Raw genomic sequence first — 12678 nt, 5'->3', positions numbered from 1 at the left:
TCTGCTGGTGGTGCGGCCGGTGGTGCGAAGGACGAGGGGGTGCCGGTCAGTGGCCCGAAGGACGAGGACGTCCCGGATGGTGACGCGCCGGGCGGCGGGACGGCGGCTTCCGGTCGTGTCGGAGCGTTGGTGGCCCGGGCGGGGGAGGCGCTGCGGGAGCGGCTGCCGCTCTGGGTGCAGGCGCGCTGTGGTCTCACCCCCAGGACGCTCGGCGCGCTCGCGGTCGTGCTCGTCGTGGCCGCTGCGCTCGCCGCCCAGCACTTCTGGACCGGGCGCCCGCAGTCCGTTCCGGCGCCCGACGTGGTCAGCGCCGGTCTGCCAACCTCCGGATCAAGCAACGCCGTTGGGGACCACCTGCCGTCCGGGCCGCGCCCGAGCCCGGGGCCGCCGCAGTCCGGGGATGCTCTGCCGCCACCGGGGGCGGGCCCCGGGCAGGCCGGGGCGACCGCCGCCCGGATCGTCGTCGACGTGAGCGGCAAGGTCCGCAGGCCCGGGATCCAGCGGCTGCCCGCCGGATCGCGGGTGACCGACGCGCTGGCGGCGGCGGGAGGCGTGAAGGACGGTACGGACACTTCGGGGCTCAACCAGGCGCGGGTACTCACCGACGGTGAACAGGTGGTCGTCGGCTCCCCGGCAGGCCAGGCGGCCATCGCAGGGGCAGGTCCCGACGGCGGCGGTACGGGCGGGTCCGGCCCGTCCACGGGAGGGCCAGCAGCTGGGGGACCGTCCACGGCGGGGCCGGTCAGCCTCAGTACCGCAACCGTGGAGCAGCTGGACACCCTGCCCGGTGTCGGTCCGGTGCTGGCGCGGCACATCGTCGACTACCGCACCGAGCACGGCGGGTTCACATCCGTCGATGAGCTCCGGCAGGTCACCGGCATCGGTGACCGGCGGTTCTCCGACCTCCAGCCTCTCGTACGGCCATGACGCGCGCGGCAGTTCATACGGCATCGGGGCATCGGCTCGGCGCTGCCGATCCCCGCCAGGAGGGCCCTGCAGACCTGCGCCTTGTGGTGCCCGCCCTGGCCGTCTGGGCCGCGGCGGCGACGTCCGTCGCGGTGCCGGGGTGGTGGGTGTTCTACCTCACCGTGGTCTGTCTCGGCACGGCAGCGGTGGCGTTCGCGTCCGTACGGGGGCGGCGTGGGCGGGTCCCCTCCCGGGATGGAGGAGCCCGGCCGGGCCGGCGGCCGAACGCCACGGCGGTGGCCGCCGTCCTGCTGTGCGCCGCTGCGGGCGCCGCGTCCGGCGGGCTGCACGCCGCCGACGTCCGGCGCGGGCCCCTGCCGCAGCTGGCGCGTCAGTCGGCCCGGGTCACGGTGGAGTTGACCGTCACATCCGATCCCCGCCCGACGCGCCCCCGGATCCGCGGCGACCACGCGACCCGAGCGTCCTTCGTCCTCGACGCCGATGTGACACGGGTGCGGGCCCCGGACGGGACGACATCCACCGTGCGTACGCCGGTCCTCGTGATCGCTCACGCGGCCGGATGGCAGGGGCTGCTGCCGACCACACGGCTGCGGTTGAACGCCCGCCCCCAGCCGCCGCTCTCCGGAGACCCCCACATCGCTGCCGTCCTCAGTGCGGAGGGCAGCAGGCCACCCCAGGTCATCGGCGGGCCGACCGGGGCGCAGCGGCTGGCCGGGCGGCTGCGTACCGGACTGCGCGAAGCGAGCGAAGGGCTCGCCCCGGACGCGCGGGCGCTGCTGCCCGGTCTGGTGGTGGGCGACACCTCCCGGGTCACGCCCGACCTGTCGGATGCCTTCAGGACCACCGATCTGACCCATCTGCTCGCGGTGTCCGGCAGTAACCTCACTCTCGTCCTGGCCTTGCTGATCGGCCCGCCGGGCACCGCGCTGCGGGCGGAGCGGGGCGGACTCGCGCCCCGGCTCGGGATTCCGCTGCGGGCGACGGCCATGCTCGGCGGGGCCCTCACGCTGGCCTTCGTGGTCGTGTGCAGACCGGACCCGAGTGTGCTGCGGGCAGCGGCCTGCGGGCTGGTCACCCTGCTCGCGATCGGTACCGGCCGCCGCAGATCACTGATCCCGGCGCTGGCCACCGCGGTACTGCTGCTGGTGCTGTACGACCCCTGGCTGGCCCGGAGTTACGGCTTTCTGCTCTCGGTCCTCGCCACGAGTGCCCTGCTCACGATCGGCCCGTGCTGGAGCGCCGCACTGCGGCGGCGCGGGGTGCCGCCGAGGCTCGCGGAGGTCATCGCCGCCGCTGCCGCCGCCCAGGCGGTCTGCGCTCCCGTGATCGTTCTGCTGGCGTCCCGGGTCGGGCTGATCGCCGTCCCCTGCAATCTCCTGGCCGAACTCGCGGTAGGCCCCGCGACGGTACTCGGCTTCGCCGCCCTCGGCGTGGCCCCGCTGTCCGGTGCGGCGGCCACCGTACTGGCCCACTGCGCCGGGTGGCCGGCCGGCTGGATCGCCGCCGTGGCCAGGCACGGTGCCGCGCTGCCCGGCGCCGAGATCGACTGGCCCGGCGGATGGTCCGGCGCGCTGCTGCTCGCCGTGGTCACCGTCGTCCTCGCGGTGGCTGCCCGCAGAGCGCGCCGCCATCCATGGGTCTGCGTGGGCTGCGTCCTCCTGCTGCTGCTCGCGGTCGTCCGGCCGGCCCCGCTCACCCGGGTTGTCACGGGCTGGCCGCCGCCGGGGTGGAAGTACGCGATGTGCGACGTGGGGCAGGGCGACGCGACCGTCCTCGCGGCCGGTGCGGGCACGGCCGTCGTGATCGACACGGGCCCCGATCCCCGCCTCGTCGACCGCTGCCTCCGGGCCCTCGGCGTGACCCGTATCCCGCTGCTTCTGCTCACCCACTTCCACGCCGACCATGTGGCCGGTCTGCCCGGAGTGCTGCGCGGCCGGACGGTCGGCGCGATCGAGACGACGGGCCTCCAGGATCCACCGGACCAGAGCGCGTCCGTACGACGGGAGGCGGCGGGGGCGCGGATCCCGGTCGTCCGGGCGGGCCCGGGTGAGCGGCGCCGTATCGGAGGGCTGAGCTGGGAGGTGCTGTGGCCGTCAGCGGCCCCGGAGCCCGTCGCCGACGGGCCCAACGACGCCAGCGTCACCCTGCTGGTCCGCACCGCGGGCCTCACCCTGCTGCTGCCCGGCGACCTCGAACCCCCGGCCCAGCAGGCGCTGTTGCGGGCCTACCCGGCGCTCCCCCCGGTGGATGTGCTCAAGGTCGCCCACCACGGCTCGGCCTACCAGGACCCGGCCCTGCTGCACGCCGTACGGCCCCGGCTCGCCCTGATCTCCTGCGGCCAGGACAACCCGTACGGCCACCCCGCACCGCGTACGGTCGCCGCGCTCCGGGCGGGCGGTGCGACGGTGCTGCGCACGGACAAGGACGGCTCCATCGCGGTGACGGGCACGGGGCCGGAGCTGCGGGCGATACCGGCGGGCCGGTGAGTCCGCGGTCACCGGGCCACCAGCCGCGGGACGCGGGCGGGGCGACCGCGGGCGGGGCGACCGCGGGCGGGGCGACCGCGGCCGGTGGCCCGGTGCAGTCAGTCGTCGAGCCAGGTGCCGTCGCGCATCAGATCGCGGCCGGCGATCTCGTTCACCTCGCGCCAGGCCTGGACCGCTTTCGGGGTGATCCGCAGATACACATACCCCTTCTCGGCACGCGGATCCCAGGTGAGCTTCGCCGCGAAGGCGTCGGCCGCCGCGGTGCGGCTGTCGCCCGTCAGCTGTTCGCCCTCGCCCTCGATGAGCACCACGTCCCTGGTGTGGCCGAGCGTGACCCTGGCACGTCCGGCCCGCACCAGGTTGGCGCCGGTCGGATTGGTGCGGCGGGTGCAGATCACCACGCTGCCCTCGTGCCATACGAACGACAGGGGCACGAGGCAGGGTTCGCCGTCCGCGCCGGCTGTGGCCACCCAGCAGTCGACGTCCTGCTCCAGCCGGCCCATGGTGTCCTGCCGTCGCTGCTGCCGACTGCGCGCCGGTTCCGGGTTCGTCATGGCCGACCACGCTAGTGGCGAAACGCCGCCGGGGGATCGTGCTGAGGGCCTAGTCGCCCGGCCCTAGGACTCCCATGGCCGGGGAGGTCTCAATAGGTCTACAGCAGGTCCCGGCAGGTCCCGGCAGGTCCCGGCAGGTCCCGGCAGGTCTGCCGCAGGCGTTCCGGTGCATGGCGCGAGTCCGTGCGGGGAGCGAGACTTGACCGCATGGACAGATCGCCGGGCACACCGCTGGACGGATCGCAGGGCGGATCGCAGAGCAGATCGCTGGACGGATCGCAGGGCGGATCACTGGACAGGCCGTCAGCCGGCTCACCGGAGACGGCGCCCGAGCCCGCGTGGGTGGCCGCGTATCTCCGGCGCATCGGGGCCGAACGTCCCACCGCACCCGACGCGTCGGCCCTCCGTGAGCTGCAGCTGCGGCATCTGCGCACGGTGCCGTTCGAGAACCTGTCCATTCACCGGGATGAGGACATCGTGCTCGCGGACGCACCGCTCGTCGACAAGATCGTCGGCGCCCGGCGCGGCGGCATCTGCTACGAGCTCAACGGCGCCTTCGCGGCGCTGCTGCGGGCTCTGGGCTTCCCGGTGACGCTTCTCCAGGCCCGGGTGCACAGCCCAGGCGGCGGCCTGGGCATCCCATACGACCACCTCGCCCTGCGGGTCGGGACGGCCGATGGCACCGGACCCTGGCTCGCCGACGTCGGGTTCGGCGACCACAGCCACCACCCGCTGGCGTTCGGTGTGCGGGGCGACCAGCGGGATCCCGGCGGCACGTTCCGGATCGCCGAGGCGGGCATGGACGCGGACGACGGCGACCTCGATGTCGTACGGGACGGAACACCCCAGTACCGGCTGGAGCGGCGCCCGCGTGAGCTGGCCGACTTCGAGGCGGCGGCCTGGTACCACCGGACCTCGCCCGCCTCCCACTTCACCCGGTCACTCATCTGCTCCCGGCTCAGCGACCACGGCCGGATCACGCTCAGCGGCGACAAACTGATCACCACCACGCACGGCGAGCGGCATGAGCGGGAGTTGGGAAGCGACGCTGCCGTTCTCGCCGCCTATCGCGACCACTTCGGGCTGGAATTCGACCGGGTGCCGGTACGGAAGGACATTACTTCTGAGTAAGTGTCTGAGTCGGCGCGGGTAGGCGCGAGTGAGCGCCCGAGAGAGCGCAACTCGTGACAGCTGACCGTCAACCCCCACGACCAGCGCCGTTTGCCCAGAACGTGCCAACAGTGATCGAATGCCTATTCGTCAGCGGGTCGCCGCCCCGACAATGACGTCCTCCACGCGCGCGACCGAGGTCGGCCCGATGCACGGGGGGTTCTGAGAAGTGTTCAGCCGTTGGTTTGGTAACCGGTCGAAGACCGGCGCGGGACGCGGTGGTGGCCCTCTTGGCGGACTGTCCCTGCCCGCCCACGCGGGGATGGTCAGCTGCCGGGTGCTCGACCCCGTCAACGGTGCTGTCCCGCAGGCGGAGTTCGTCCTCACCGACACCATGGGCCGCAGGACCTTCGGCGGCGAGACCGACCCGTACGGCTCCCTTTTCGCCACCGTTCCCCCGGGCGAGTACCGGCTGGCCGTCACCGCCGAGGGGTTCACGCCCTTCCACGGCAGCGCCAACGTCACCGAGGGCGGCCACTCCGCGCTCGGCGATGTCACGCTCCAGATCGCCCAGCCGCCCTCGCTGCCGGAACCGGGCGAGTGGGAGATCGAGCCGATGCACTCGCAGATCAGCTTCACCGCCCGCCATATCGGACTGGCCCGTATCCACGGCCGGTTCAACACCTTCGCGGGCGCGGTCAGGATCGCGGACCACATGGAGGACTCCGCGATGCACGTCATCATCGACGCGGCGTCCATCGACACCAACGTCCAGATGCGCGATGACCATCTGCGCTCGGGAGACTTCCTGGACGTGGCGCACTTCCCGACGCTTGAGTTCTACAGCGACCGCTTCGTGCACCGCGGTGGCAGTCGCTGGGCCGTGACCGGCGCGCTCACCCTGCACGGCGTCAGCCGCACCGTCACGCTCGACGCGCAGTACCTCGGCATCGGCAACGGCATGGAGGGGGAGGTGCGCGCCGCCTGCCGTGCCACCACCGAGCTGCGCCGTGACGACTTCACCGTCAGCTGGCAGACCATGCTGGCCCGCGGCATCGCGGTGGTCGGCAACAGCATCACCATCGACCTGGACGTCCAGATCGTGAAGAAGTAGCGACCCTGGGCCGGACGCCCCCCGGCTTCCCGGCCCCGGACTGTCGTCCCCCCCTCGCCTCCGGGCGAGGGGTCCAGGCCAGCCCCACACCCCCGCATCCCCACACCCCCGCATCCCCACACCTCCTAAGGGGCCTCCAGCCACCCCTCGTACTCGGCCGCGAACGCGTCCAGTGCCCGGGGGTCCAGCCGCCGCTGCGGGTCCTCGACGACGACCAGCCACTGCGCGTCCTCGGCGTCGTCCTCCCCGGCCAGCGCGTCCCGGACCAGCTGGGGCTCGTCGGTCACCCCGAAGCGGTCGGCCACCTCGCCGGCCACCTCTTCGGCGGCGTCGCGGTCGGGCAGTACCAATACGTGTCTCACATCCGCATCTCTCACATCGCTCACCGGACCATTCTCGGGCACGGCCGGAGCCCCGGTGCGGCGGGCGGCGGCTCGGCCGGGGCCCCGGCACCACGGAGGTCCGCAGGGCTTGTCAGTGCCCCATGGGATGCTGGACCGCGATGATCCGGAAACAGAGTCAACAGAGTCAGCGGAACTCCGCGGACGACCCGCTCGTGCCGCTCACCCTCGCCGTGGGCCAGGAGGACCTGCTGCTCGACCGCGCCGTGCAGCAGGTGGTCGCCGCCGCCCGCGCGGCCGACGCCGACACGGATGTCCGCGATCTCACGTCCGACCAGCTCCAGCCCGGCACGCTCGCCGAGCTGACCAGCCCCTCGCTCTTCGCGGAGCGCAAGGTCGTCATCGTGCGGAACGCACAGGACCTCTCCGCCGACACGATCAAGGACGTGAAGAGCTATCTCGGCGCCCCGGCCGACGAGATCACCCTGGTGCTCCTCCACGCCGGGGGCGCCAAGGGCAAGGGGCTGCTGGACGCCGCACGCAAGGCCGGCGCACGCGAGATCGCCTGTCCGAAGACGACCAAACCGGCCGAGCGGCTCTCCTTCGTACGGTCGGAGTTCCGCGCCCTGGGCCGTTCCGCGACCCCCGAGGCGTGCCAGGCGCTGGTCGACTCCATCGGCAGTGATCTGCGGGAGCTCGCGAGCGCGGTCTCGCAGCTCGTCGCGGACGTCGAGGGCACGATCGACGAGGCGGTCGTCGGGCGGTACTACACGGGGCGCGCCGAGGCCTCCAGTTTCACGATCGCCGACCGGGCCGTCGAAGGGCGTGCGGCCGAGGCGCTGGAGGCGTTGCGCTGGTCGCTGTCGACCGGGGTCGCTCCGGTACTGATCACCAGCGCTCTGGCGCAGGGGGTCCGGGCCATCGGCAAGCTCTCGTCGGCGCGTGGCGGGCGCCCCGCCGACCTCGCGCGTGAGCTGGGTATGCCGCCGTGGAAGATCGACCGGGTACGGCAGCAGATGCGCGGCTGGACACCCGACGGGCTTGCGGTGGCACTGCGCGCGGTCGCGCAGGCGGACGCCGGGGTCAAGGGCGGCGGTGACGACCCGGAGTACGAGCTGGAACGGGCCGTGGTCATGGTGGCACGCGCCGCCCGGATGCGCCGCTGAGCGGGCCGGCGTCGCAAGTGCGGATGCCGGGTCTGCCGACACCGAAGAGCGCGGGGGCGCCGAGACTGGCGGCGCCGTGACGCCGGAGGCCGTAAGCGCCTAAGGCGGGCAACCCCGGTGGGGCCCCCAAGGCTCCCCACACCGAAGGCCCCGCCTCCATCCTGGGGAAGGACAGAGGCGGGGCCCCGGCTCAAGCGTTGGTGCGCCGCACCCGCGTGGCGAACGCAGGCCGTGTGCGGCGCGGGGTGTCGTACCGGAGCGGTAGAGGGGCCGCTGGGCCCGGGACGACGGGGTGGGGCCTGGAAAGGCCCCGTAGCGAAGTCACTCGAAAGCGGTCAGCCGTGCGGCCGGACCGGATCGGTCAGCTTCAGGCGGAGATGGCGGCGACGCGCTTGGCGATCGCCGACTTCTTGTTGGCCGCCGAGTTCTTGTGGATGACGCCCTTGCTGACGGCCTTGTCGAGCTGCTGCGAGGCCAGCCGGGCGGCCGCGGTGGCCTTCTCGACGTCGCCCGCGGCAGCGGCCTCACGGGACTTGCGGATCGCGGTCTTGAGCGACGACTTGACGGCCTTGTTGCGCAGGCGCGCCTTCTCGTTGGTCTTGTTCCGCTTGATCTGGGACTTGATGTTCGCCACGAAAAGCCTTTTCAGGTTCGATGATTTCCGAGCATTCCGATGCCTCCGCGCGGGCCGGTACGAACCGTGTGGAGCGTTCGACCGGAAGGCCCAGGAGGCACAGCTGACCACGGTACCAGCCCGCCCTCCACCGGCCCAAAACGGGATCGGCCCCCCGGTCATGGGACCATGGAGCCTACGTATCGATCCGCCATCGCCCGAGACGAGACGCCCGGCGTCTCAAGAATCAGGACCCTGCGTGCCCGCGACTCCTACCCACGTGCCCGAGCCGAGCCGTACCGACCCGGCGCTGATCCGCAATTTCTGCATCATCGCGCACATCGACCACGGCAAGTCGACCCTTGCCGACCGGATGCTCCAGCTGACCGGGGTGGTCGACCAGCGGCAGATGCGCGCCCAGTACCTCGACCGTATGGACATCGAGCGCGAGCGCGGCATCACGATCAAGTCCCAGGCGGTGCGGCTGCCCTGGGCGCCCACCACGGGCGGGGACCTGGGCACCACCCATGTCCTGAACATGATCGACACCCCTGGTCACGTGGACTTCACCTATGAGGTCTCCCGTTCCCTCGCCGCTTGTGAGGGCACGATCCTGCTGGTCGACGCGGCCCAGGGCATCGAGGCGCAGACCCTCGCCAACCTCTATCTGGCGATGGAGAACGACCTCACGATCGTTCCGGTGCTCAACAAGATCGACCTGCCGGCCGCGCAGCCCGAGAAGTTCTCCGAGGAGCTGGCGAACCTCATCGGCTGCCAGCCCGAGGACGTGCTCAAGGTTTCCGCGAAGACCGGCGTCGGGGTGGACGCGCTGCTCGACCGGGTCGTCAAGGACGTCCCGGCCCCGGTCGGGGTGGCCGACGCCCCCGCCCGCGCGATGATCTTCGACTCGGTCTACGACTCGTACCGGGGCGTCGTCACGTACGTCCGGGTCGTCGACGGCTCGCTGAACAAGCGTGAGCGCATCCGGATGATGTCCACCAACGCCACCCACGAGCTCCTGGAGATCGGCGTCTCCTCGCCGGAGATGACCCCTTCTGATGGTCTGGGCGTCGGCGAGGTCGGCTACATCATCACCGGGGTGAAGGACGTCAGGCAGTCGAAGGTCGGTGACACCATCACCTCGCTGCAGAAGGGCGCCACCGAGCCGCTCGGCGGCTACAAGGACCCCAAGCCGATGGTGTTCTCCGGGCTCTACCCGCTGGACGGCTCGGACTACCCGGACCTCCGCGAGGCCCTGGAGAAGCTCCAGCTCAACGACGCCGCCCTGGTGTACGAGCCGGAGACCTCGGCGGCACTCGGCTTCGGTTTCCGGGTCGGCTTCCTCGGCCTGCTCCACCTCGATGTGGTCCGGGAGCGGCTGGAGCGCGAGTTCAATCTGGAGCTCATCGCCACCGCGCCCAACGTGGTCTACCGCGTGGACATGGAGGACGGCACCGAGCACACCGTCACCAACCCGAGCGAATTCCCCGAGGGGAAGATCGACAAGGTGCACGAGCCGGTCGTACGCGCCACGGTGCTGGCCCCCAGCGAGTTCATCGGCGCGATCATGGAGCTGTGCCAGAACCGCCGCGGCACCCTGCTCGGCATGGACTACCTCTCCGAGGACCGGGTCGAGATCCGCTACACCCTGCCCCTCGCCGAGATCGTCTTCGACTTCTTCGACCAGCTGAAGTCAAAGACCCGCGGCTACGCCTCGCTCGACTACGAGCCCACCGGCGAGCAGGCGGCCCAGCTCGTCAAGGTCGACATCCTGCTGCACGGCGACAAGGTCGACGCGTTCTCCGCCGTCACGCACAAGGACAAGGCGTACGCGTACGGGGTGCGGCTCGTCGCCAAGCTGCAGAAGCTGATCCCGCGGCAGAACTTCGAGGTGCCGATCCAGGCGGCCATCGGCGCCCGTGTCATCGCCCGTGAGACCGTCCGCGCCATCCGCAAGGACGTGCTCGCCAAGTGCTACGGCGGTGACATCTCCCGTAAGCGGAAGCTGCTGGAGAAGCAGAAGGAAGGCAAGAAGCGGATGAAGATGGTCGGCAATGTGGAGGTCCCGCAGGAGGCCTTCATCGCGGTGCTGTCGACCGACGAGTCCGGCGAGAGCAAGAAGAAGTAGCCGGTACGAGAACGGTACGAGACCGGTACGAGAACGCCAGGAACCGTCGGGAAACGGCGGCAACCGGAACGGCAGTCGGCAGACGGGCCCCCGCGCTACGGCACGGGGGCCCGTTCGTTATGAAGCACACGGCCGTTCCCTCTTACGTTGGGGGACAGCGGCGCTCTACTCTGATCACTAGTTACTCGCCAGTTTAATAACAGCCACCAGCCAGTCGCGCAGAGCTGCCCGCAGGCCCGGAGGACGACGTCGTGAGCGACACACAGACTTTGATCGAGACCCGGCCGCCCTCCGTGGCGACCCTTTTCACCCAGCGGGTTGCCGAGACGCCCGATGCCGAGGCGTACCGCTATCCGGTGCCCGCGGCCTCCGGCGAGGGGCCCGACGAGTGGAAGTCCCTGAGCTGGGGCCAGGCGGCCGAGCGGGTGTACGCCATCGCCGCCGGTCTCGTCGAACTCGGCGTGCGGCCCGAGGAGCGCGTCGCGCTCGCCTCGTCGACCCGGGTGGAGTGGATCCTGGCCGACCTCGGCGTGATGTGCGCGGGAGCCGCGACGACGACGATCTACCCGTCGACCAATACCGAGGAATCCGCGTACATCCTCTCCGACTCCGAGAGCCGGGTGCTGATCGCCGAGGACGCCGCGCAGCTGGCCAAGGCGCGGGAACGCCGTGCCGAGCTGCCCGACCTCCGTCATGTCGTGGTGATCGACAGCGCGGGCCTGGAGCCCGACCCGACGGACGAGGCCGACTGGGTCCTGTCGCTCGCCGATCTGGAGGCCCGCGGGGCCGCGTACCTGGCGGCGAACCCCGGGGCGGTCAAGGAGCGGATCGGTGCCATCACCGCCGACCAGCTCGCCACCCTGATCTACACGTCGGGCACCACCGGCAGGCCCAAGGGGGTCCGGCTGCCGCACGACAACTGGTCGTACATGGCCAAGGCCACCGTGAGCACCGGGCTGATCACCAAGGATGACGTCCAGTACCTCTGGCTGCCGCTCGCGCACGTCTTCGGCAAGGTGCTCACATCCGGCCAGATCGAGGTCGGCCATGTCACCGCGGTCGACGGCCGGGTTGACAAGATCATCGAGAACCTTCCGGTCGTCCAGCCGACCTATATGGCAGCCGTCCCCAGGATCTTCGAGAAGGTCTACAACGGGGTCGCGGCCAAGGCGCGGGCCGGCGGCGCGGCCAAGTACAAGATCTTCCAGTGGGCCGCCGACGTGGCGCGCGAGTACGCGAAGGTCACTCAGGACAACTTCCGGCACACGGGCTCCGCTTCGGCGCCGTTCGCGCTCTCCGCGAAGCACAAGGCCGCGGACGCCCTGGTGTACGCCAAGATCCGCGAGGCCTTCGGCGGGCGGCTGCGTGCCTGTGTCTCGGGCTCGGCCGCGCTCGCCCCCGACATCGGGCTCTTCTTCGCCGGGGCGGGCATCCACATCCTGGAGGGGTACGGCCTCACCGAGTCCAGCGCCGCCTCCTTCGTCAACCCCGGCGAGGCCTACCGCACCGGCACCGTCGGCAAGCCGCTGCCCGGCACCGAGGTCCGGATCGCCGACGACGGCGAGGTCATGCTGCGCGGGCCCGGCATCATGGCGGGCTACCACCGGCAGCCGGAGAAGACCGCCGAAGTGCTGGAGTCCGACGGCTGGTTCCACACCGGCGACATCGGTGAGCTGTCGTCCGACGGCTATCTGCGGATCACCGACCGCAAGAAGGACCTGATCAAGACGTCCGGCGGCAAGTACATCGCACCGGCCGAGGTCGAGGGCCAGTTCAAGGCGGTCTGCCCGTTCGTCTCCAACATCCTGGTGCACGGCGCGGACCGTAACTTCTGTACGGCCCTGATCGCCCTGGACGAGCCGACCATCCTGGGCTGGGCCGAGGAGAACGGCCTGGGCGGCCGGAGCTACGCCGACGTGGTGGCGTCCAAGGAGGTCGAGTCGCTGATCGACGGCTATGTGCAGCGGCTCAACGAGGGGCTCCAGCGCTGGCAGACCGTCAAGAAGTTCCGGCTGCTGCCCCGCGATCTGGACATCGAGCACGGCGAGCTGACCCCCAGCCTCAAGCTGAAGCGGCCGGTCGTCGAGCGCGAGTACAAGGGGCTCATCGAGGAGATGTACGCGGGGACGCGCGAGGCATAGCGGCAGCGCGGGGCGTCAGGGCCTGTCGGCACTTCGCGGAGACGGCTCAGCGGAGACGGCTCAGCGGACACGGCTCAGCGGACACGGCTCAGCGGACA

Annotated in this window: 10 protein-coding genes; 7 read left to right on the top strand and 3 right to left on the bottom strand. The window is 71.3% G+C overall.

Going from position 1 to position 12678, the window contains the following annotated elements:
* Nucleotides 1-39: 39 nt before the first annotated feature.
* Together ACWGKJ_RS27105 and ACWGKJ_RS27100 are read left to right on the top strand one after the other, a co-directional pair.
* Nucleotides 40-927 (top strand): helix-hairpin-helix domain-containing protein, encoded by an 888-nt coding sequence (locus tag ACWGKJ_RS27105; protein ID WP_385024930.1) that lies wholly within the window; start codon nt 40-42, stop codon nt 925-927.
* Nucleotides 924-3413 carry a ComEC/Rec2 family competence protein gene (locus ACWGKJ_RS27100; RefSeq protein ID WP_385024933.1) on the top strand — a complete coding sequence of 830 codons (2490 nt, stop codon included), beginning with the start codon at nt 924-926 and terminating at the stop codon, nt 3411-3413. Before ACWGKJ_RS27105 ends, ACWGKJ_RS27100 begins: the two co-directional genes overlap by 4 nt.
* 98 nt (nt 3414-3511) lie before the next feature.
* On the opposite strand, the gene ACWGKJ_RS27095 is transcribed toward ACWGKJ_RS27100, so the two are convergent.
* Nucleotides 3512-3967, bottom strand: coding sequence for a pyridoxamine 5'-phosphate oxidase family protein (locus ACWGKJ_RS27095; RefSeq protein WP_385024936.1), 456 nt, complete (start codon nt 3965-3967; stop codon nt 3512-3514).
* Nucleotides 3968-4174: 207 nt separating this feature from the next.
* On the opposite strand from ACWGKJ_RS27095, the gene ACWGKJ_RS27090 reads away from it, so the two are divergent.
* Together ACWGKJ_RS27090 and ACWGKJ_RS27085 are read left to right on the top strand one after the other, a co-directional pair.
* Entirely contained in the window at nt 4175-5098 is a 924-nt protein-coding gene (locus tag ACWGKJ_RS27090) for an arylamine N-acetyltransferase family protein (RefSeq protein ID WP_385024939.1), read from the top strand.
* A gap of 208 nt (nt 5099-5306) precedes the next feature.
* Nucleotides 5307-6191 carry a YceI family protein gene (locus ACWGKJ_RS27085; protein ID WP_385024942.1) on the top strand — a complete coding sequence of 295 codons (885 nt, stop codon included), beginning with the start codon at nt 5307-5309 and terminating at the stop codon, nt 6189-6191.
* 125 nt (nt 6192-6316) lie between these two features.
* Here the strand turns inward: ACWGKJ_RS27085 and ACWGKJ_RS27080 are convergent, their stop codons facing one another.
* A complete protein-coding gene (locus tag ACWGKJ_RS27080) occupies nt 6317-6553 on the bottom strand; it encodes a hypothetical protein (RefSeq protein WP_385024945.1) in 237 nt (78 codons plus the stop codon).
* A gap of 140 nt (nt 6554-6693) precedes the next feature.
* On the opposite strand from ACWGKJ_RS27080, the gene holA reads away from it, so the two are divergent.
* Complete coding sequence (gene holA / locus ACWGKJ_RS27075; RefSeq protein ID WP_385024948.1) at nt 6694-7698, top strand: DNA polymerase III subunit delta; 1005 nt, start codon at nt 6694-6696, stop codon at nt 7696-7698.
* Between the two features lie 367 nt (nt 7699-8065).
* On the opposite strand, the gene rpsT is transcribed toward holA, so the two are convergent.
* A complete protein-coding gene (gene rpsT, locus ACWGKJ_RS27070) occupies nt 8066-8332 on the bottom strand; it encodes a 30S ribosomal protein S20 (protein ID WP_385024951.1) in 267 nt (88 codons plus the stop codon).
* A gap of 238 nt (nt 8333-8570) precedes the next feature.
* On the opposite strand from rpsT, the gene lepA reads away from it, so the two are divergent.
* A complete protein-coding gene (gene lepA / locus ACWGKJ_RS27065; protein WP_385024954.1) occupies nt 8571-10439 on the top strand; it encodes a translation elongation factor 4 in 1869 nt (622 codons plus the stop codon).
* 251 nt (nt 10440-10690) lie between these two features.
* On the top strand, nt 10691-12580 hold the full coding sequence (locus tag ACWGKJ_RS27060) for an AMP-dependent synthetase/ligase (RefSeq protein WP_385024957.1): 1890 nt from the start codon (nt 10691-10693) through the stop codon (nt 12578-12580).
* Nucleotides 12581-12678 lie beyond the last annotated feature (98 nt).

The organism is Streptomyces sp. NPDC054757, assembly GCF_053612185.1.
This window is presented reverse-complemented; position numbering and strand designations above follow the sequence as displayed.

What these genes read in the sequence shown, in the direction of transcription:
- ACWGKJ_RS27100 (WP_385024933.1), top strand. Translation starts at nt 924, where the DNA reads ATGACGCGCGCGGCAGTTCATACGGCATCGGGGCATCGGCTCGGCGCT.
- ACWGKJ_RS27095 (WP_385024936.1), bottom strand. Translation starts at nt 3,967, where the DNA reads ATGACGAACCCGGAACCGGCGCGCAGTCGGCAGCAGCGACGGCAGGAC.
- ACWGKJ_RS27090 (WP_385024939.1), top strand. Translation starts at nt 4,175, where the DNA reads ATGGACAGATCGCCGGGCACACCGCTGGACGGATCGCAGGGCGGATCG.
- holA (WP_385024948.1), top strand. Translation starts at nt 6,694, where the DNA reads ATGATCCGGAAACAGAGTCAACAGAGTCAGCGGAACTCCGCGGACGAC.